The organism is Microbacterium sp. MDV22-iso44, from assembly GCF_058629135.1.
On the sequence record NZ_JBZVWS010000002.1, the window covers coordinates 663045 to 683049 of the forward strand.

Sequence of the window (20005 nt, forward strand, 5' to 3'; positions counted from 1 at the left end):
GCCGGACCTCCCCCCGTCCGTCCGTGCCCGCCTGATGGATCGATGACGATACGTCCGACTCGGGCGTGAGCCGGCACCCCGGTCGCGATCACGCGACGCCGGGGCTCGACTCCTCAGCGGAGGATGCCGCCGGTCAGCGACCGATCTCCGCCGCCGTCACGACCGCACGCTGAGCCTGGACCAGGGTCGCGATGATGCGGCCCTGCTCGGCATCCGTGAGCGCGTGATGGACGGGGAGGACGAGCGTGCCGTCGGTCAGCCGAGCCGTTCCGGGCAGGCCCTCCGGAGGAGTCAGCGATCGGTACGGCGCCTGACGGTGCGCGGCCCGGGTGCCGCGTCGAGCGGACACCCCCGCCTCACGGAGCGCCTCGATCACCCGGTCGCGGTCGAGCGGGTACTCTCCTCCGACCTCGACCCAGAGGTCATGCGCGTTGCCTTCGCCCCACGCAGGATCGGCGACGAGGCGAAGTCCGGCGACGCCCGCGAGCTCCCGCCGGTAACGGTCGGCGATCTCGCGCCGCCGGCGGAGGATCTCGGGCAGCCTGGCGAGCTGTACGAGACCCACGGCGGCCTGCAGATCGGTCATCCGACAGTCCCAGCCCACCTCCGCATACTCCTCGGCCCGCGGCAGCAGCAGAGCGTCGCCCCCGGACGCCGCGTCGGCGGCGTGTTCGCGGAGGCGCTTCGCCCGCGCGGCCCACCGGGCGTGCGTGGTCGTGAGCATGCCGCCCTCGCCGGTGGTGAGGATGGATCGGTCGCTGAACGACCACGCCGTGACCTCTGCCGTGGCGCCGACCGGCTGCGCGCGGTACGTCGAGCCCGCAGCGCACGCGGCGTCCTCGATCACGACGATCCCGAGGGGGTCCGTCACGGAGCGGATGTCGTCCAGGTCGACGGGTACGCCCGCATGGTCGACGACGATGACCGCCGTCGTCGTCGGGGTGAGCACGCGGTCGACCGTCGCCCCCGTGACAGTGCCGGTGTACGGGTGGACATCGGCGAACACGGGGGTCGCTCCGACGTGCCGGACGGCGTTCACCGTGGCGATGAACGCCAGCGACGGGACGACCACGTCATCGCCGGGCCGCACGCCGGCCACGACCAGCGCCAGCTGCAGCGCGGCGCTCCCGCTCGAGACGGCCGCAGCGTAGGGCGCCCGCATGACGCGGGCGAACTCCTCCTCGAACCGGGCGACCGCCCGTCCCTCCGCGATCCACCCTGCGGCAACGACGCGGGCCACCGCCTCGGCCTCCTGCGGGCCGAGGCAGGGGACCAGAACCTCGATCCTGGACTCAGCCACGGTCGGCCGCATCCCGCACCGGACTCATTCCCCGAGCCCGGTCGGCGAGCGGGATGCCGGCCGCCGGTGAGGTCGTCACGCGGCGACTCCGGCCGAGCGGCGCGCATGCCGCAGAGGCTGCGGGACGCCGTACGCTGCGAGGCTGCCGGCGGCCGCGTCGAGGATCGACAGCACCCGCAGCCCCGCCGCGCCGCTCGTGCGCGGCGTTCGCTTCTCGCGGATGGCGTCGGCGAACTCCGAGACCACCGTCCCGAGGGCCTCGCGCTCCTCGACGGCCTGTGCGCGGATGCCTCCGATGCGGAAGCTGGTCGCGGCACGGCGATCCTGCGCGGTGGCTCGAGAGATCGACGAGACATCGACACCCGGGTCGTAGACGCTGAGGCGCTGCTGCGGGTCGAGGTCGTCCCACACGAGGGTGTGGCGCGTTCCGCCGATCACCATGCGACGCGTGCGGGTGGGGCTCAGCCAGTTGACGTGGACGTGCGCCATCGCTCCCCCGTCGAGCGGCATCGTGAGATGGCCGATGCACGATTTGCCGGTGTTCATCGGGTCGGAGCCGTGCGCCGCCACCGATGTCGCCTGCAGGCCGTCCGGCAGGATGAAATCCATGATCGACAGTTCGTGAGGCGCGAGATCCCAGAACACGTCGACGTCGGGCTGCGTGAGGCCGAAGTTGATGCGGACGCTGTCGACGAACAGGATGTCGCCGAGCTCACCGCCGGCGATCAGCTCACGCATCTTCATCACCGCCGGCGTGTAGCACTGCGTGTGGTCGACCATGAGGACGAGACCTCGCTCGGATGCCCGGCGCACCATCTCGGTGCCGCGTTTCTGCGTGTCTGCCAGGGGCTTCTCGACCATGACGTGCTTGCCGGCGTCGAGAGCCGCCATGGCGATGGCATGGTGCGTGGCGGCCGGCGTCGCGATGGCGATCGCGTCGATGAGCGGGTCGGCGAGCACCGACGCGATCTCCGCCGTGACCGGCGCCCCTCCCACCGCATCGGCCACCCGGCGGGCGCGGTCGATGTCGACGTCGCAGATGGCCGCGAGGTTCCACTCCCGACTCGCGCGCAGATTGCGCGCCAGCTGCGGCCCCCAGTACCCCGCGCCGATGACGGCGATGTTCAGTCTTCTGCTCACGTGTGTCCCCCCACATTTCCCCATGTCGTACACGCTCCCCAAGAGCGTCCCGCGGCGACTCACGCCGCCGCCCGGACGGCGCCGTCGCCGGTGCCGTCTCGATGTCGTATCGCAGCGCGCCGTCGGGCACTCACTGCGGAGTCGTGCGCCGGCGCGCGCATCGCATCAGGTCCGGGCGCCGACAGCGGCTTTTCGGAGCCGTCCGCCGATCGGATGGGAACGAGGGCGCGCGCGATAGCGCGGCCGATCGGCGCGTCTATGCGCGTACGGCTCGTCGCCGATGCGACGACTGTCCCCACTGTCCCCATGCTCTTCCCCAGTCGCGCACACCCCGAGCGAGAGATGTGTGCGTTAGACCGGTGCCGGCGACGATCCCATTCGTCGCCGGTGTGCACGCCTCCCCAGGCGGGCACGACCGGTGTCCCCGTCGATATGAAACCAGACCCGGGCCGTGGGCACAACACGATCCGTCACACGGATGCCGAAGACCCCGTCGACACGCGACGCGGAAGGACCTCGGCGACTCAGCCCCACCCGCCGAGGTAGGCGGCGACGTCGGGCTCGCCGACCAGGAGCCGGACCCCGTCGACGCGCTCCGACGCGCGGGGGAACAGGTCATCCCGGCCCCACCTCTCCTCCCGGGCGGCGGCACGCGACGAGCGGATGCGGAGGAGCACAGCGCCGTCGTCGGCGCGAACGGTGACGACGCCCAGCCCGTCTCGGGCGATGCTGTCGACGAGGTCGCAGAGATTCCGATCGACGCGCACGGGCCGGACGATCTCGACGTGCACACGCACGCGGTCCAGGCGCCCTCGGGCCTCGGCGAGGGCGGCGGCATCCACCCACTCCGACCCCGGGACGGCCGCGAGGACCGAGTCGACGCTCACGAACGCGGCGCCCTCGGACGCTCCGGGCGGTGCCGTCACTGCGACGTCGACGCGGTCGGTCGGCCGACCGTGCGGCCGCGAGCCGGGCACGGGGATGAGATCGGCGAGGAGGACGGCCTCGGCGTTACGGCGGGCGCGGTCGTGCTCGTCTCGGGCCCCGGCATCCGGGCCGTCGTGCCAGGCGACTGCCTGCGGGACATGGGCCAGGAGCGCACCCTTCAGCCAGGCCCGGTAGGTCCACTCCCAGTCCTCACCGCCGTAGGAGCGGAAGGATTCGTCGAAGCCGCCGGTCGCGTCGAAGATGATGCGGCTGCACGCGAGGACGGCGCCGATCGTGTGCCGATAGCTGCGGTCGTCCGCCTCGAGCAGGTTGCGCGAACGCCGATAGGCGTCGGTCAGCCACGCCGGTTCGGGCAGCTCGCGCCCAGCGACGACGGGACGGATGTCGGCGACGACGGCGGCACCGGTGAGATCGGCGTGGCGCCGCCTGCCGACGACGACCACGTCTGGGGCGAGCCCCGGCATCCGTGTCAGCTCCCGGATGAAACCGGGTTCGGGGACCGTGTCGGCGTCGAGGAAGACGAGGACGTCACCGGTCGCGTGGGATGCCCCCAGGTTCCGGGCGGCCGCAAGGCGGAAGCCCTCGTCGGCCTGGCGCACCAGCCGGACGCCCTCGGGCACCCGGGGCGGCTCGGTGGAGCCGTCGTCGGCGACGATCACCTCGAGACGGTCGCGGGGGTGGTCCTGGCCGCCGAGAGCGGCGAGGCAGCGTGCGAGCTGCTCGGGCTGCTCGTAGTGCGCCACGACGACCGAGACGGTGGGCGCGGCATCCGGTCGACGTCCGTCCAGAAGGTCCCAGCGGTTGCCGGGCAGGGCGATCCCCCGCGGCGTCACGCGCTCGCCCACCAGGCGAGGTAGGACGTCGCGACGTCGTCGAGCGTCGGGGCGAGCGACGCCTCGGCGGCCAGTCGGGTGGAGGCCGGATCGAGCCACGCGTCGACGAGCCGCGGCGCGAGCGCATCGGCGGTGTAGCGCGCGATGGTCCCGGGACGCAGCTCGTCCATCTCGGCGGCGTAGCGGGAGTCGACGACGAGCGGGCGGCGACCGGCCTCGACCCAGTCGAGCATCGATCGGGACGCCGACACGTGTTCATGCGCGGCGAGGGGGATGCCGGGGGCGACCAGTTCGCGGCCGAACGCGGCGTCGTCCAGGAACCCGGTCACCTCGAATGCGACGCCGAGGCGGGCCGCTTCGTCGCGGAGTCGGAGGACGTCGTCCTCGTGGCCGCGCGAGGGGGCCCCGATCGCGCGGACGGCGACCTCGCCCACGTCCTCGCCGCGGGACCTCAGCGTCTCGGCGGCGCGTGCGGCGGCGACCACCGCGGGTCGGTGCCCCTTGCCGGGGTAGACGAAACCGGCGATGAGGACGCGGAGGTCGCGGTCGGCGCCGACCGACGAAACGCGCGCGACATCGGTTCGCGTGCCCAGGGCGACGGCGTGGGCCGGAGCCGTGCCGGGAAGGAACTCCGCCATGAGCAGCTGCTCGTGGCGACTGTTGACGGCGACCCGCTCGGCGGCGGTGATCATGCGGGCGTACGCGGTGCGGCGACGCTCGAACATGGTGCCGTCGGAGGGCTGCGGCACATCGTGCAGCGTCAGCGTGAGACGGCTGAGCCGCGCCCAGCGCTCGACGACGTCGGCGGCGTCCTCGGGCGTGGCGCCGAAGAGCCGATCCGTCGCGTGGAGGTGGACGCGCGCGCCGGCACCCACCTCGGCGAGCACCCGATCGCCGGCCGCGACGTCGGCGACCTGGACCCCCCTCGCACCGGTGTCGCGGGCGAGGACCGCGTCGGCGACATCCCGGCCGTACCGGGTGACGCCGTGCCCTTCGGGACCGAGGACGAGCAGGAGCGGAGGAGCGGAGATCACCTCGCATGGTTATCCGGCGGTGAGCACGGGGTCAAGCCCCCCTCGCCTCGGACGATTCGTTGCGTACGGTCGGGGCGTCAAGACGCACCCACTCCTCTGGTCGGCGCGACGGCGTCAGAAGGAGATCTGTGGACACGACCATGCGCATCGGCACGACGACGGATGCGGAGTCCGCCGCCCCGATCACGATCGTGTCGATCCCGGCGGGGCATCCGTACGTGCATCGTGCGACGGCCGATCCCCGCGTCACCGTGCTCGCCGATCCCGTCGCTCCGGGGACGGATCCCGCCGTCTGGTGGCCGCCGGCGGCTCTCGACCCGGCGTGGATCCGCGCGTACGCGGACGAGGCGTCGCTCCTCCACATCCACTTCGGCACGGAGTCGTTCCCACCCGGGCACCTCACCGCGTGCCTGGACGCCGCCCACGCCGTCGGCTGGCCGGTCGTCTTCACGCTCCACGACCTCGAGCACCCCCAGCTCGGCGACAGCTCCGCTTACCTCGCCCAGCTCGACGAGCTGATGGCCGGTGCGGACGCGGTCACGACCCTGACGGTGGGCGCCGCCCGCACGGTGCGCGAGCGCTGGGGGCGTCGTGCCACCGTCATCCCGCACCCGTCCGTGCTCCCCCGATCGGCCGCGATCGAACCGGCCCTCGGCTCGGGACGCGTCGTCGGCGTGCACCTGAAGGACCTGCGTCCGGGTGTCGACGGGCCGGGCACCGTCCGAGTCCTGGGCGCAGCGCTCCGGGCACTGCGCGATGCGGGCCACGAGGTCCGCGGCGAGGTGCGCCTGCACCACCGGGTGCGCGACGCGGATGCCGCCGCCGAGGTCCGCGAGCTGTGCGCGGCATCCGATGCCCTCGACCTCGTCGAGCACGAGCGCCTCGCGGACGATGAGCTCTTCGCCGCGCTCGCGCGGCTCGACGCGTGCGTCCTGCCGTACCGGCACGGAACGCACTCGGGGTGGCTCGAGCTGTGCTGGGATCTGGGCGTCCCGGTCGCGGCCCCGCGGGTGGGGTTCTTCGCCGAGCAGCACGACGACGGTACGGTCGCCTCGTTCTCACGGACGGACCCCGACGAGCTCGCCACCGCGCTCGGGACGCTGTGGAGTGCGCCCGCGTCGCGCCCCGCGAGTCCCGCGCGCGACGCGCTCGTCGAGCAGCGACGCGGGGTGCGGTCCGTGATGGATGCCGCGATCGCCGAGCGTCACGCCGAGCTCTACCGACGCCTGCTCGACGGCACGCACCCGCTCGAAGGCCGTACCGCGTGAGCGCCCGCCCGCTCCGCATCGTCGTGATCGCCCCGCTGCGGTTCCCGATCCGTCGCCCGCACGCCGGCGGCCTCGAATCCGCCGTCTGGGCCGAGGTCGACGCTCTCCGTCGTCGCGGCCACGAGGTGACCTTCATCGCGCCGGAGGGGTCGGACTTCCTGCCCGACGCGCGCGAGTTCCGCCTGCCGCCGGTGGTGTGGCCCGAGGGCGCTCGACCGACCGATACGACCTGGCCCTCGAGCTACCGCCGCGTGAGCCTGCCGGCCCTCGGCCTCGCCCTCGACGCGGTCGCGGCGCACCCGGAGCGCTACGACGTCGTCTCGAACCACTGCCTCGACCCCCTTCCGCTGCAACGGGCCGCGCAGCTCGGGATCCCGATGGTGACGACCCTCCACACGCCCGTCGACCTCGACGCCGTCGAGGCGCACGTCGCCGCGGCGGGCGACGGGTCGCAGTTCCTCTCGGTCAGCACGCACACGAAGGTGCAGTGGGACGCCGCCGGTGTCCCCTCGACGCTGTTGCCGAACGGCGTCGACCCCCGAGCGTGGGCGCTCGGACCCGGCGGGGACGATCTCGTCTGGTTCGGGCGGATCGTGCCCGAGAAGGCCCCGCACGTGGCCGTCGAGGTGGCCCGCCGTCTCGGGCGGCGCCTCGTGATCGCGGGCCGGATCGGCGACGAGGAGTACGCCCGCGATGTCGTGTTCCCCCGGCTGGGCGGCTGTATCGACTATGCGGGCGAGCTCGCCCCTGAGCCGCTGGCGGACCTCGTAGGCCGCAGCGGACTCGCCCTCGCGACGCCGGCGTGGGCCGAACCGTTCGGGCTCGTCGGCCCCGAGGCGCTCATGTGCGGGACGCCCGTCGTCGGGTTCGCCGTCGGCGGCGTGCCCGAGATCGCCGCGGCGACGATGGGCATGCAGCTGGTCGCCGCCGACGACGTCGACGCGATGACGGAACGCGCCGCGGCGATGCTCCCAAGCGGGAAGGATGCCGCGTTCCGCGCCGTAGTCCGCGAGACCGCCGAGCGCCGCTTCTCGCTCGACATCCGCATCGACGCGCTCGAGGCGAGCTTCGCGCGACTGCTCGAGACGGAGAGCGCCGCGTGATCCCCCGCCTCGGCTGGTACGTCCATCACCACGGACGCGGGCATGTCACGCGCCTGCTCGCGATCGCCCCCCACCTGGCGGCCGAGGTCGACTGCGTCAGCAGCCTCCCCGCTCCCCGCGCTCTGCCCTCCGGCTGGACCTGGACGGTGCTCGACCGCGACGACGACGGCGGCGAGCCGGTCGACCCGACCGTCGGCGGGATGCTGCACTGGGCTCCGATCGGGCACGTCGGCCACCGCGGCCGGCTCGCGACCATCGCGGCCGCCGCGGCGGAGCGCCGATGGGACGGCATGGTCGTGGACACCTCTGTGGAAGTGACGCTCCTCGCCCGCCTGCTCGGCCTTCGCACCGTCGTCGTGACGCAGCCGGGTCACCGCGTCGACCGGCCGCACATGCTCGGATTCGCGGCCGCCGACACCGTCCTCGCGCCGTGGGCCCGCGGCATCCTGTCGCCACCGCACCTCGAGGCGCTCGGCGAGAAGGTCGTGCACACCGGCGGGATCAGCCGCTTCGCCGCGCGCGGGGCCGGCGGAACCCGCACCGACGAGGTCGTCCTGTTGGCCGGGTCGGGCGGGTCGGCCGTGGGACCGGCGGCGATCCGGGATGCCGAGAAGGCGACCGGCCGGCGGTGGCGGGTGCTCGGCGAGGGCGGCGCCTGGGCGGAGGACCCGTGGGAGGCCCTCGTCTCGGCGGCGGTCGTCGTCTCGTGGGCCGGTCAGAACGCGGTCGCCGACCTCGCTGCGGCGCACGCGCCGGCGATCGTCGTGCCCCAGGAGCGACCGTTCGAGGAGCAGCGCGAGACAGGTCGAGCGCTGCGCCGAGCGGGCCTGGCACAGGTCGCCGACGAGTGGCCGACGATCGCGCAGTGGCCGGAGCTGATCGACCGGGCCTCGACGGCGCGCCCGGAGTGGGAGCGCTGGGAGGTCGCCGGCGCACCCCAGCGCGCCGCAGCCGCGATCAGCGACACGGTGCGAGGCCGGCGATGAGCGTCGCGGTGGTGAGCCTGTGCTCCGCGGGACGCGTCGACCACCTGCGCGCACAGCTGCGGGCGCTCGAAGGGGCGCCCGGCGCCCGCCGTGTCGTCGTCTGGATCGGCGACGACGCACCGCCCGAGCTGGACGCCGACGTGATCGTCCGCATGCCGCCCGGCCCGGACGGACTGCGGCTGGCCGCGGGCCGGAACGCGGGGGCGCTCGCCGCCGGCGACGCCGACCTGCTCGTCTTCCTCGACGCGGACTGCATCCCCGGTCCCGACCTGCTGCGCCGATACCGGGATACCGCCGCGCGCCACGCGGGCGCTGTGCTGTGCGGACCGGTGACCTACCTCGCCGAGGGGGTCGCGGCATCCGACCCCGCCGACCTCGTCGCCCTCACCTCTCCCCATGCGGCACGGCCGATGCCCGCGGACGACGCGGAACGCGCGGCGGGACCCGAGGAGTACGCGCTGTTCTGGTCGCTGTCGTTCGCGCTGACGCCCCGCACATGGGAGCGCATCGGCGGGTTCGACGAGGACTACGAGGGGTACGGCGGCGAGGACACCGACTTCGCGTTCCGGATGCGATCGCGCGGCATCCCGCTCGTCTGGACGGGCGGCGCGCACGCGTACCACCAGTACCACCCGACGACCTCGCCGCCGTGGCAGCACGTCGACGACATCCTCCGCAACGGCGCCCTGTTCCACCGCCGGTGGGGCGAGTGGCCGATGACCGGCTGGCTCGAGGCGTTCGAGCGGGGCGGGGCGGTGGTGAGGGATGCCGCAGGCTGGCGCCGCACGGATGCCGGAGCCTCGGCCCCTAGGGCGACGGTCGACAGGTGATGGGGCTCAGACTGGGTCAGTGGCGCGGCACGTAGGTCTCCGCCACTACGCCCGAATCGAAGGCGAGACGATCGACCAGCTCCAGGTCGAGGGGCTCCGCCACGCCCTCGAAGAGGCGCGGACCGTGACCGGCGATCCGAGGGTGGACGACGAAGGTGTATTCGTCGATGAGACCCCACCCGGCGAGGGTCGTCGCGAGCGTCGCACCCGCCGTGTACAGCCCCTTCCCGGGTATCGCTTTGAGACGCTCGACCTCGGTGCGCAGGTCGCCCGCCAGGAGCTCGGCGTTCCAGTCGACGGACGGCAGCGTCGACGACACCGCCCGCGCGATCTGCTGCGCGGCGTGCGCGTGGGTCTGGGCGTCGGGATTCCCGGCGCGGTGGTCGATGCAACCGTCCAGGGTCACGTTCGTCGAGAAGCGAAGGGGGCGCACGGCGCGAGACTACGCCCGGCCGACGGCCCTGCCTATGGGGTGCGCGTCATCGGCACGTGGGGGATCCGGTCCTCCACAAACGACGGGCCGCTCACCACGAAACCGAACCGGCCGTACCACTCGGCCAGGTGCTCCTGCGCGTCGAGGACGAAGGGGCGGGACGCATCCTGCGCGAGGGCATGGTCGATCGCTCGCCGCATGAGGTCGGCACCGACGCCGCGTCCGCGGGCAGCTGCGCTCGTGACGACGCGGCCGATCCGCCACCGGCGCGCCTCGTCGAGCAGGCGCAGCGTTCCGAGGACCTCGCCGTTCTCCTCGGCCCAGGCGATCATCGCGCCGGGTTCGATGTCGCGGCCGTCGAGCTCGGGGTAGGCGGCCTGCTGCTCGACGACGAACACGCTCACCCGCAACCAGAGGATGCGGTAGAGGGTGGTCGCCGGGATCTCGGCGAGCGGGGACAGCTGGATGCCGACGGTCACCGCTCCACGCTACGCGAACGTCTCTCGCGGCGGCCTCAGTCGCAGTCGCTGCGCGCGCCGTCGGAGTACCAGATGCCGGAATCCTCGGGCGATGCGACGGTGCGCTCCACGCCGAGCGCCGAGACGGCCACCCGGGGCGGCCTCGGCATGAAACCGGAGCACTGTTCGTAGCCGGCGGCATCCTCAGCGTTCGCCTCGAGGATGACCGTGAAGGACTGCTGATCCCCGGCGGGCACGGGCATGCCCTCGATCGCGAAGACCGCCGCGTCGTCGATGTCGGCGAGCCTCATCTGGCCGTTCGGATTCACCATCGTCGGCCGGATGAGGGAGACGAAGTCCTTCTGCATCCCCGGGAGCGCGACGGCCCGGGCATCGACCTCGCTCCAGCCGTCGTTGACGACGAAGAACCGGACCCCGCAAGTCATCCCCGGCTCGACCCCCACGACGGGCGAGTAGAACGTCTCGTCCCCCGCGAAACCGCCGTCGCTCAGGAACTCGTCCGACGCCCCCGGCGGGTCGAGCGTCACCTCGGCACCCTCGCAGGCGACCGGACGGGCGTCGTAGACGATCCGCACCGCGCCGAGCGCCGTCCATGCGGCGATCTGCCACCCGGCGACCACCACGGCGATCGCCCCGACCGCGATCGCGGCGATCAGCAGGGCCCGACGACGCGGTTCCCGTCGCTTCTTCTCCGGCACCGGCTCGAGTCGCTCCGCGACCATCGTCTCCCCCACGGCTCGATCATGGCAGTCGGCCGGCGCCGCCACCGTTAATGCCGTTCTCAGGATCGGTCAACGTCCGCCCGATGCCGCATCCGTATCCCTGAGGGATGCCGCACATCACCAGACCCCGCCGAGTCCGCACCGCCCTCCTCTCCGGCGGCCTCGCCCTCGCGCTCGCCGTCGGCGGCGCGACGGCGTGGGCCGCAGACCGCTTCCTCATCGAACACGTCGAGATCTCAGACGTCTCGGCCTACGAGGCCGAGAACTCGACCGCGACCCCGACCACCGGGTCAGCGTCCACCGCCGGGACCGTCGACGGCGACACCTACTCCGACGGCGAGACGAGCGTCACCGTCTCGCAGGTCGTGACCGGCTCGGGCGATGACACCCTGACGTACTACGTCGCCGACGTCGTCCTCGCGGATGCCACCCGCCTGCGGTCCGCCTTCGCGAAGGACCAGTTCGGCGAGAACATCACCGAGACCACGAGCGGCATCGCCGAGGACAACGACGCCGTGTTCGCGATCAACGGCGACTACTACGGGTTCCGCGACACGGGGATCGTCATCCGCAACGGCGTCGTCTACCGCGACTCCCCCGCCCGGACCGGGCTCGCCTTCTACGCCGACGGCACCGTCCGGGTGTACGACGAGACCACGACGAGCGCCGACGAGCTCCTGGCCGACGGCGTCTGGAACACCCTCAGTTTCGGTCCTGCGATCGTCGAGGACGGCGCGACCGTGGACGGCATCGAGGACGTCGAGGTCGACACCAACGTCGGCAACCACTCCATCCAGGGCGAACAGCCGCGCACCGCCGTCGGCGTCATCGACGACAACCACCTCGTCTTCGTCGTCGTCGACGGCCGCGCCGACGGATACAGCCGCGGCGCCACCCTGACCGAGCTCGCCGACATCATGACCGGACTGGGCGCCGAGACCGCATACAACCTCGACGGGGGCGGCTCGTCGACGATGTACTTCGACGGCGACGTCGTGAACCAGCCCTCCAACGGCGGCGAACGCGGCACCAGCGACATCCTCTACATCGGGGAGTGAGCCGGTGGTCGTCCTCATCCCCGCATACGAGCCCGGCGATGCCCTGCTCGACCTCCTCCGCGATCTCGCGTCCGCCGCACCCGGCACCCCGGTCATCCTCGTCGATGACGGCAGCGGGCCGGCGTACGACGCCGTCTTCGCCGAGGCGGCGTCCCTCGGCGCGACCGTGCTCGGCCACGTCCGCAACCGCGGCAAGGGAGCGGCCCTGCGCACGGGCCTGGGCCATGCCGCGCAGGCCTTCCCCGGCGACGCGGTCGTCACCGCCGACGCGGACGGCCAGCACACCGCGCGCGACATCGTCCGCGTCGGTCAGGCGACCGTCGCTGCCGAAGCCGGCGGCGAGCCCGCGATGGTCCTCGGATGCCGCGAGGTCGATCGCCCCGGCAACCCCCTCCGCAGCCGGATCGGCAATCGGGCCGCGCGCGCCGCGTTCCGGGCGTCGGCCGGCTGGAGCCTCTCCGACACGCAGACGGGGCTGCGCGGCATCCCCGCCGTCATGCTCCCGTGGCTGCGCGCGCAGCGGGGAGACCGTTTCGAGTACGAGCAGAACATCCTCCTGCGCTGTCGTCGGGACGGCTGGCGGACCCTCGAGGTCCCCATCGAGACCGTCTATCTCGCCGGCAACGCGTCGAGTCACTTCCGCCCGATCATCGACACCCTGCGGGTCGGGATGCCGCTGGTGCTGTTCGCCGCATCGTCGTTGGCCTCGTTCGCCCTCGACGCCGTCCTCCTGCTGGTCTTCCACGCCGTGACCGGCGCACTCGTGCCCTCGATCATCGCGGCCCGCGTCGTGAGCGCGAGCGTGAACTTCGCCGTCAACCGGCGGGTGGTGTTCCGAGGCGAGGCGCGGGGACCGCTGCTGCGACAAGCCGGTCGTTATGCCGCGCTCGCAGCCGTGCTCCTCGCCACGAACGTCGCGTGGATGAGCGGCCTCACCGCGCTCGGGCTCGGACTCGTGCCCGCCAAGGTCGCGACCGAGGCCGCCCTGTTCGCCCTCGGCTACCTGATCCAGCGCCGCGTCGTCTTCTCCCGCACTCCGGCGCCCGCACCGCTCGAATCGGCGGTGAATGCGCCTCTTATGAACGGTGAAGGTGCGGCGACTCGGATGGAGATCGTCACCACACGTCCTCGGAGGAACCCATGACCATCCCCTCGATCCTGCTCATCGCGATCGACATCGCCGCCGCCCTCGTCCTCAGCCTCGGGCTCTACTACCGACGCCACCGGCGCCGCGACCTCGTGGTCGCGTTCCTGGGCGTCAACGTCGGCGTCATGGCCGTCGCGAGCGTGCTGGGGACGGCGGAAGTCGCGCTCGGCCTCGGCCTCGGACTGTTCGGCGTGCTGTCGATCATCCGACTGCGGTCGTCCGAGATCTCGCAGCGCGAAGTGGCGTACTACTTCGCCGCGCTCGCGATGGGTCTCATGGCGGGGCTGCCGACCACCGACATCCGTCCCGTCACGGCGCTCATCGCCCTGATCCTCGCGGTCCTGTGGGCAGCCGACCACCCGCGCATCCTCTCGCGCAGCCGGCACCAGATCGTCCGCCTCGACCGCGCCGAGTCCGATGAGACCACCCTCCGGACGATGATCGCGGAGCGCGTCGGCGGCGAGGTCACCTCGCTGACCGTGCAGGAACTCGACTTCGTGAACGACACCACGCTCGTCGACGTCCGCTTCCGGGCGACCGCCGACATCCGCCTCACCGCGGGAGTCGCACGATGACCGCGGCGGCCGACGCGCTCACCCGTTTCGGGGCGGTCGAGCTCGACGAGATGGTCGCCGAGGCGGCCCTGCTCGCCCGGGTGGACCGCAAGTACGTGATCCCGCAGCCGGCCCTGGAGGACCTCCTCGCCCGCGTCGACGATCGCACCCGGATCCTCGAGATCGGCGGAGCGCGCCGCTTCGCCTACGAGTCGGTCTACTTCGACACCCCCGATCTGCTGAGCTTCCGCATGGCGGCCCGTCCCCGGCGCCGGCGGTTCAAGCTGCGGACCCGCACCTACATCGACACGGACGCCGCGTTCCTCGAGATCAAGACACGCGGCGCGCGGGGAACAACCGTCAAGGAGCGGTCGGAGTACGACATCGCCCACCGAGCGGTCCTGACTCCCGACGCACAGGACGACGTCGCCGCGGCATTCGAGGCGATCGGCGTCGACACCCGTCGCGTGGACGAGCTCGGCGCCACCCTGACCACGCGGTACGCCCGTGCGACGCTCCTCGCCCCCGACGGGTCGTCCCGCGCCACGATCGACACCGATCTCCGGTGGGATCGCCCCGACGGAAGCGGATTCACGCTCCCCGGCCTCGCGATCCTCGAGACGAAGTCGCCCTCGTCGGCATCCGCGGTCGATCGCCTGCTGTGGCGCGCCGGACACCGTCCGGTCTCCGTCAGCAAGTACGCCACGGGGCTCGCCGCGCTCAGCCCCGACCTCCCCCGCAACCGCTGGGGTCGACTCCTCCGCGGCCCTTTCGCCGCCTCATCCCCCACCATCACCTTCCACACCGAGGAGCTGCCATGCGCCGCCGCCTGATCCTTCCCACCATTCCGCTCGCTCTCGCCGGCCTGTTGCTGACCGGGTGCGCCGTCACCGGTCTGACGACGACGGGGAGCGACACCTCGTCGTCGAGCGGCGACGCGACCTCGACGGCCGCCCAGGTGACGGTCGACTCCGATCTCGAGGCGACCGCTGTGCTCGCCGCGGACGACGAGGCGACCGTCGTCGACGACGACGACTGGACGGCCGACGACGCGGTCGAGGTCACTCTCTCGGGCTCGACCGCCGAGGCCTCCGGCGACGGCGTCGAGGTCTCGGGCAGCACGGTCACGATCGGCGCAGCCGGCGTGTACCGCCTGAGCGGAGACCTCGACGGGTCGGTCGTCGTCGCCGCCCCCGACGACGCGCAGGTCGTGCTCATCCTCGACGGTGTCGACATCGCGAACACCGCGGGGTCGGCCATCTCCGTCACGACTGCCGACGACGTCGTCATCTTCCTCGCCGAGGGGACACAGAACACGGTGTCGGATGCCTCGTCGTACGACGACGCCGCTGCAGCCAACGCCGCGATCTACGCCGACGCGGACCTCACCCTCACCGGCTCGGGATCGCTCGACGTGACGGGGAACGGCAACGACGGCATCGCGAGCACGGACGACCTCGCGATCACGTCGGGCACGATCACGGTGGATGCCGCCGACGACGCGCTCCGCGGAAAGGACGCGCTCGTGATCTCGGGGGGCACGCTCGATCTCACGGCCGGCGGCGACGCACTCAAGAGCGACGACGACGAGGACGCCACCCGCGGGTACGTCTGGATCTCGGACGGCACGGTCTCCGCGACCAGCGGCGACGACGGGATCTCGGCGGCGACCGATGCGGTCGTCACCGGCGGGACGGTCACGCTCCGGGCGCAGGGTGCGGCGGATGCCGGCTCCAAGGGGATCAGTGCCGGCGTCGTGGTCGCGATCGGCGGCGGGACCGTCGACGTCACCGCGACCGATGACGGGCTGCACTCCGACGGGTCGATCGGCATCACCGGCGGCACCGTGACCGTCGCCGCGGGGGACGACGGCGCGCACGCCGAGAACACCCTGGACATCGCCGCCGGCAGCCTCACGATCGCCGAGTCCACCGAAGGACTCGAGGCCACCGACATCCTCATCCGTGGCGGCGAGACCGCGGTGACGTCATCCGACGACGGCCTCAACGGCAGCGGCGACGCGGGCTCGGGCTCGACGGCCGGCGGCGGGGGCGGCGGCGGTATGTCCGACTCGGGCGAGACGATCACGATCTCGGGCGGCACCCTGACGGTGGATGCCGGTGGTGACGGCATCGACTCGAACGGATCGGTCACCGTGACCGGGGGCGACATCGTCGTCTGGGGTCCGACCATGCAGGGCAACGGCGCGCTCGACAGCAACGGCGGCTTCTCTGTCAGCGGGGGCACCCTGCTCGCCGTGGGCAGTGCCGGCATGGCCGAGACGCCCGACGCCGACGCGGCGCAGGCGTGGATCGCCGCGACGATCAGCGGGTCTGCGGGAGATGAGATCGAGATCACAGATGCCGACGGCACCGTCATCGCCTCGGCGACGGCCGCGAAGCAGTTCGAGACGGTCGTGTTCTCGTCCTCCGAGGTCGCCGCCGCCGGCACCTACACCGTGACGGTGGCGGGAGAGTCGGTCGAGGTGACCGCCGGCGAAGCCATCGCCGGGGGCATGGGCGGCGGCGGCATGGGCGGACCCGGTGAGATGGGTCAGCCCGGCGACCGGAGCGGCGCCCCGTCCGACGGCGGCGAGAACTCCTGACGCCCTCGACCGTGCGGCGTCCCCGTGGACGCCGCACGGTCGCATTCCCTCTCCGAACCAGGAAAGCTGACACCATGAACCCTTCCCGTCCCGCGCCCCTCACCCGCGTAGACGGTTCCCCCGTCCGCGTGCTCGTCGTCGACGACGAAGCGAACCTGAGCGATCTGCTGCGGATGGCGCTGCAGAACGAGGGGTGGGACGCACGCACAGCGGCAAACGGGCAGGAAGCCTTGAACCTGGTGCGGGAGTTCGCCCCCGACCTCGTCGTGCTCGACATCATGATGCCGGGGATCGACGGTATGGAGGTCCTCCGGCGCCTCCGGGGTGCAGGCAACGACGTTCCCGTGCTGTTCCTGACCGCGAAGGACGCCGTCGAGGATCGCATCGCCGGCATCAGCGCCGGCGGTGACGACTACCTCACCAAGCCGTTCAACCTCGAGGAGGTCGTCGTACGGCTGCGCGGGATGGCCCGTCGACACGTCGCGGCGGCCGCAGCGGCCGAGACGCGACTGCGCGTGGGCGATCTCACGCTGGATGAGGAGACGTACGAGGTCGTGCGGGGCGGCAGCCCGATCAAGCTGACCGCGAAGGAGTTCGACCTGCTGCGCTACCTCATGCAGAACCAGCGCCGCGTGCTGACCCGCTCGCAGATCCTCGACCAGGTGTGGAGCTACGACTTCGGCGGGACATCGAGCGTCGTCGAGATCTACATCTCGTACCTCCGCAAGAAGATCGACAGTCTCGGCGAACCCCTCATCCACACGGTGCGCGGCGTCGGCTACACGATCAAGTCCGCAGAATGACCGCCCGCCGTTGGACGCTGCGCCGGACGCTCGTCGTCGGCCTCGGCGCCCTCGTCGCGATCGCCCTGCTCGTGACGGGCCTCGCGACGTCGCTGGCCCTCCGCACCTTCGTGTACGAGCGCCTCGATGCGCAGGTCGTCGAGTCGTTGCAGATGGCCCGTCTCGGCAGCGGCATGCAGACCGCGCCCAATCCGACGGGCGGCGACCGGGGCGACGGTCCTGCGCCGCGGGTCGGTTCGCTGTTCGTCCTGTTCGACGGCGACGGCACGGTCGTCTCGAGCTACACCGGCGACGACGGAGAGGAACGGTCCCTCGACGCCGGGCAGCTCGCCGCGGTGACGCAGGCGGATCTGTCGGCGCGGACGCCCGTCACCGTGGACGTCGGCGGCGGGCTCGGCGAGTTCCGCCTCGCCGCACGCGAGCAGAACGGTCAGAAGGTCGTCGCCGGGATGTCCGTCGAAGAGGTGACGGCCACGACCTCGGCCCTCACCGTCATCCTCGTGAGCGTCGCCGGCACCGCCCTCGCCCTCGTCCTGCTGGGGCTGTCGTTCTTCGTGCGGCGGTCGCTCCGCCCGCTCGAGCGCGTCGCCGTCGTCGCCGACCGCGTCGCCGCGCGCCCCCTCTCCACCGGGGAGGTGGAGATCCCCGAGCGGGTGGACGCCTCCGACACCGATCCCACGACCGAGGTCGGCCGCGTCGGACATTCGCTCAACGTCCTCCTCGCGCACATCGAGTCGGCGTTGTCATCCCGACAGCACAGCGAGGACCAGCTGCGGCGCTTCATCGCCGACGCGAGCCACGAGCTCCGCACGCCCCTCGCGTCCATCCGCGGGTACGCGCAGCTCTCCCTCGGTGAGAACGCCCCGATGACGCCCACGCAGGAGCGCGCCTTCGACCGGATCGCGTCGGAGTCCACGCGCATGGCCGACCTCGTCGAGGACCTGCTGCTCCTCGCGCGCCTCGACGCGGGCCAGCAGCTGCGGCGTGAGCCCGTCGACCTGACGATGCTCGCGATCGACGCCGTGAGCGACGCGCATGCGTCCGACCCCTCGCGCACGTGGCTGCTCGACCTGCAGGAGGACGACGCGGTCGACGTGCTCGGCGACGAGAACCGCCTGCGACAGGTGGTCGCCAACCTGATGCGGAATGCGCGCACCCACACACCCACGGCGACCACCGTCACCCTCACGCTCCGGCGAGAGGGCGACGTCGCCGTCGTCGAGGTCGTCGACGACGGCCCCGGCATCGTCCCCGAGATCCGCGACCGGCTCTTCGAGCGTTTCGCCCGCGGTGATGTGTCACGCAACCGGGATGCCGGGAGCACCGGCCTCGGGCTCTCGATCGCGCAGGCGATCGTGGTCGCCCACGACGGTGCGATCGATGTTCGGAGCGAGCCCGGCCGCACCGCGTTCACCGTGCGCCTGCCCGCGAACTGATTCGCACGCCCTACCGTCCGCACGAATCCCCGTCCACCCCTTCCGCGATCGAGTACCGGCACGTCACAGTGATCGTGTGCGATTCGACGACGACCTCGGCGCCTGGGTGGCGCGACAGCGCTGGTACGCGGGCAAGAGTCACGACCCGCGGTTCCGCATCCTCGACGCGGAACCGGCGCCCGGTGGTGCCACGCGTTACCTGCTCATGGACGACGCCGGCGCCCTGCCGACGCTCTACAACGTCCCCCTCGCCGACGCGACCGACGCCCAGGCCGAAGAGGTCGTCACCACGACCGAGGACGGACGTCCCCTGGTCGATGCGACGCGGCATCCCGGGTTCACGGTCGGCCTCCTGGCCGAGATGGGCGTCGACACGAGCCGTGTCACCGGGTCGCGCGTGCTGACCGGCGAGCAGTCGAACACCTCGATCGTCTACGACGTCGACGGATCGCCGACGATCATCCTCAAGCTCTTCCGGACGCTTCACCACGGCGAGAACCCCGACGTGACCGTCCAGCGCGTCCTCAGCGACGCGGGGTCCCCGTACGTGCCGACGTTCTACGGCAGTGCGGATGCCGAGTGGCCCGACGTCGGCCGCAAGTCCGGCACCGCGCAGGGCACGCTCGGGTTCGCGCAGGAGTTCCTGCCCGGTGTCCGCGACGGCTGGGCGATCGCGCTCGATGCCGCCCGCGAAGGACGCGACTTCACCGACGCGGCGCGCGACCTCGGGGTCGCGGTCGCGGGCGTGCACGGGGCCCTCGGCGACGCCCTCGAATCAGCCGATGCCACACCCGACCAGGCCGAGGCCGTGGGGCGCGCGTGGCGCCGCCGACTGGCGATCGCCTCGGCGGAGGTCCCCGCCGTCGCTGACCGGCTCGCCGCGATCGACGCCGTGTACGCGGAGGCCCTCGAGCGCCCGTGGCCGCGGCTGCAGCGGATCCATGGCGACCTGCACCTCGGTCAGGTGCTCGCCGTGCCGAACGGCGGCTGGCGCATCGTCGACTTCGAGGGCGAGCCGCTCCGGCCGATGGCCGAGCGCGCGATCCCCGACCTGCCGCCGCGCGACGTGGCCGGCATGCTGCGCTCGTTCGACTACGCGGGCGCCGTGGGAGCGGGACCGGATGCCGCGGCCTGGGCGGCGGCATGCCGGGCGGCTTTCTTCGACGCCTACGCGACGGCTCCCGGTGCGATCGACCTGGATCCTGCCCTGCTGCGAGCCCTCGTCCTCGACAAGGCGGTCTACGAGTCGATCTACGAGGCGCGGAACCGTCCGGACTGGCTGCCGGTGCCGCTCGCCGGCATCGACGCCGCCCTCGCCTGACCGGC

Annotated in this window: 19 protein-coding genes; 12 read left to right on the forward strand and 7 right to left on the reverse strand. The window is 72.4% G+C overall.

All coding sequences use genetic code 11. The features are described 5' to 3' along the window. Nucleotides 1-133: 133 nt before the first annotated feature. From AC4NN1_RS09965 to AC4NN1_RS09980, 4 genes are all read right to left on the reverse strand, one after another. A complete protein-coding gene (locus tag AC4NN1_RS09965) occupies nt 134-1312 on the reverse strand; it encodes a DegT/DnrJ/EryC1/StrS family aminotransferase (RefSeq protein WP_491955172.1) in 1179 nt (392 codons plus the stop codon). Nucleotides 1313-1375: 63 nt separating this feature from the next. Continuing rightward, nucleotides 1376-2440: a Gfo/Idh/MocA family protein gene (locus AC4NN1_RS09970; protein WP_491955173.1), complete on the reverse strand. Its 1065-nt coding sequence runs from the start codon at nt 2438-2440 to the stop codon at nt 1376-1378. A gap of 524 nt (nt 2441-2964) precedes the next feature. Next, entirely contained in the window at nt 2965-4233 is a 1269-nt protein-coding gene (locus AC4NN1_RS09975; RefSeq protein ID WP_491955174.1) for a glycosyltransferase family 2 protein, read from the reverse strand. Then, complete coding sequence (locus AC4NN1_RS09980; RefSeq protein ID WP_491955175.1) at nt 4218-5255, reverse strand: hypothetical protein; 1038 nt, start codon at nt 5253-5255, stop codon at nt 4218-4220. The genes AC4NN1_RS09975 and AC4NN1_RS09980 overlap by 16 nt, the downstream gene beginning before the upstream one ends. A gap of 128 nt (nt 5256-5383) precedes the next feature. On the opposite strand from AC4NN1_RS09980, the gene AC4NN1_RS09985 reads away from it, so the two are divergent. Genes AC4NN1_RS09985 through AC4NN1_RS10000 form a run of 4 tightly spaced genes read left to right on the forward strand, consistent with a single transcriptional unit; the run spans nt 5384 to nt 9442 of the window. Continuing rightward, complete coding sequence (locus tag AC4NN1_RS09985) at nt 5384-6523, forward strand: glycosyltransferase family protein (RefSeq protein WP_491955176.1); 1140 nt, start codon at nt 5384-5386, stop codon at nt 6521-6523. After that, on the forward strand, nt 6520-7626 hold the full coding sequence (locus tag AC4NN1_RS09990) for a glycosyltransferase (RefSeq protein ID WP_020097836.1): 1107 nt from the start codon (nt 6520-6522) through the stop codon (nt 7624-7626). The genes AC4NN1_RS09985 and AC4NN1_RS09990 overlap by 4 nt, the downstream gene beginning before the upstream one ends. Further along, nucleotides 7623-8612 carry a glycosyltransferase gene (locus tag AC4NN1_RS09995; protein WP_491955177.1) on the forward strand — a complete coding sequence of 330 codons (990 nt, stop codon included), beginning with the start codon at nt 7623-7625 and terminating at the stop codon, nt 8610-8612. The genes AC4NN1_RS09990 and AC4NN1_RS09995 overlap by 4 nt, the downstream gene beginning before the upstream one ends. Continuing rightward, on the forward strand, nt 8609-9442 hold the full coding sequence (locus AC4NN1_RS10000) for a glycosyltransferase family 2 protein (protein ID WP_491955178.1): 834 nt from the start codon (nt 8609-8611) through the stop codon (nt 9440-9442). The genes AC4NN1_RS09995 and AC4NN1_RS10000 overlap by 4 nt, the downstream gene beginning before the upstream one ends. A 16-nt stretch (nt 9443-9458) precedes the next feature. Here the strand turns inward: AC4NN1_RS10000 and AC4NN1_RS10005 are convergent, their stop codons facing one another. From AC4NN1_RS10005 to AC4NN1_RS10015, 3 genes are read right to left on the reverse strand one after another with little or no spacing between them, the layout of a single operon-like run. Further along, the gene (locus AC4NN1_RS10005) at nt 9459-9875 is read right to left on the reverse strand and encodes a dihydrofolate reductase family protein (protein ID WP_491955179.1); all 417 of its coding nucleotides are present in this window, start codon (nt 9873-9875) and stop codon (nt 9459-9461) included. A gap of 32 nt (nt 9876-9907) precedes the next feature. Beyond that, nucleotides 9908-10354 (reverse strand): GNAT family N-acetyltransferase, encoded by a 447-nt coding sequence (locus AC4NN1_RS10010; RefSeq protein ID WP_491955180.1) that lies wholly within the window; start codon nt 10352-10354, stop codon nt 9908-9910. Between the two features lie 35 nt (nt 10355-10389). Next, nucleotides 10390-11088 carry a hypothetical protein gene (locus AC4NN1_RS10015; RefSeq protein WP_491955181.1) on the reverse strand — a complete coding sequence of 233 codons (699 nt, stop codon included), beginning with the start codon at nt 11086-11088 and terminating at the stop codon, nt 10390-10392. Nucleotides 11089-11183: 95 nt separating this feature from the next. Here AC4NN1_RS10015 and AC4NN1_RS10020 point away from each other — a divergent pair, with 95 nt between their 5' ends. The 8 genes from AC4NN1_RS10020 (at nt 11184) to AC4NN1_RS10055 (ending at nt 20000) form a co-directional block, all read left to right on the forward strand. Further along, nucleotides 11184-12134, forward strand: coding sequence for a phosphodiester glycosidase family protein (locus tag AC4NN1_RS10020; protein ID WP_020097829.1), 951 nt, complete (start codon nt 11184-11186; stop codon nt 12132-12134). 4 nt (nt 12135-12138) lie between these two features. Continuing rightward, nucleotides 12139-13278: a GtrA family protein gene (locus AC4NN1_RS10025; RefSeq protein ID WP_491955182.1), complete on the forward strand. Its 1140-nt coding sequence runs from the start codon at nt 12139-12141 to the stop codon at nt 13276-13278. Continuing rightward, nucleotides 13275-13856, forward strand: a complete 582-nt coding sequence (locus AC4NN1_RS10030; protein ID WP_491955183.1) for a DUF4956 domain-containing protein — start codon at nt 13275-13277, stop codon at nt 13854-13856. The genes AC4NN1_RS10025 and AC4NN1_RS10030 overlap by 4 nt, the downstream gene beginning before the upstream one ends. Next, entirely contained in the window at nt 13853-14668 is an 816-nt protein-coding gene (locus AC4NN1_RS10035) for a polyphosphate polymerase domain-containing protein (protein WP_491955184.1), read from the forward strand. The genes AC4NN1_RS10030 and AC4NN1_RS10035 overlap by 4 nt, the downstream gene beginning before the upstream one ends. Continuing rightward, on the forward strand, nt 14653-16440 hold the full coding sequence (locus AC4NN1_RS10040) for a carbohydrate-binding domain-containing protein (protein WP_491955185.1): 1788 nt from the start codon (nt 14653-14655) through the stop codon (nt 16438-16440). The genes AC4NN1_RS10035 and AC4NN1_RS10040 overlap by 16 nt, the downstream gene beginning before the upstream one ends. Before the next feature lie 74 nt (nt 16441-16514). After that, nucleotides 16515-17243, forward strand: coding sequence for a response regulator transcription factor (locus tag AC4NN1_RS10045; RefSeq protein WP_116227995.1), 729 nt, complete (start codon nt 16515-16517; stop codon nt 17241-17243). Beyond that, nucleotides 17240-18679 carry a sensor histidine kinase gene (locus AC4NN1_RS10050; protein WP_491955186.1) on the forward strand — a complete coding sequence of 480 codons (1440 nt, stop codon included), beginning with the start codon at nt 17240-17242 and terminating at the stop codon, nt 18677-18679. Before AC4NN1_RS10045 ends, AC4NN1_RS10050 begins: the two co-directional genes overlap by 4 nt. Nucleotides 18680-18755: 76 nt before the next feature. Next, on the forward strand, nt 18756-20000 hold the full coding sequence (locus tag AC4NN1_RS10055; protein WP_491955187.1) for a phosphotransferase: 1245 nt from the start codon (nt 18756-18758) through the stop codon (nt 19998-20000). Nucleotides 20001-20005: the final 5 nt, after the last annotated feature.

Bases quoted from the DNA above. Each gene is read 5' to 3' on its own strand.
- AC4NN1_RS09965 (WP_491955172.1), bottom strand. From the start codon at position 1,312: ATGCGGCCGACCGTGGCTGAGTCCAGGATCGAGGTTCTGGTCCCCTGC.
- AC4NN1_RS10000 (WP_491955178.1), top strand. From the start codon at position 8,609: ATGAGCGTCGCGGTGGTGAGCCTGTGCTCCGCGGGACGCGTCGACCAC.
- AC4NN1_RS10020 (WP_020097829.1), top strand. From the start codon at position 11,184: ATGCCGCACATCACCAGACCCCGCCGAGTCCGCACCGCCCTCCTCTCC.
- AC4NN1_RS10030 (WP_491955183.1), top strand. From the start codon at position 13,275: ATGACCATCCCCTCGATCCTGCTCATCGCGATCGACATCGCCGCCGCC.
- AC4NN1_RS10035 (WP_491955184.1), top strand. From the start codon at position 13,853: ATGACCGCGGCGGCCGACGCGCTCACCCGTTTCGGGGCGGTCGAGCTC.
- AC4NN1_RS10040 (WP_491955185.1), top strand. From the start codon at position 14,653: ATGCGCCGCCGCCTGATCCTTCCCACCATTCCGCTCGCTCTCGCCGGC.
- AC4NN1_RS10045 (WP_116227995.1), top strand. From the start codon at position 16,515: ATGAACCCTTCCCGTCCCGCGCCCCTCACCCGCGTAGACGGTTCCCCC.
- AC4NN1_RS10050 (WP_491955186.1), top strand. From the start codon at position 17,240: ATGACCGCCCGCCGTTGGACGCTGCGCCGGACGCTCGTCGTCGGCCTC.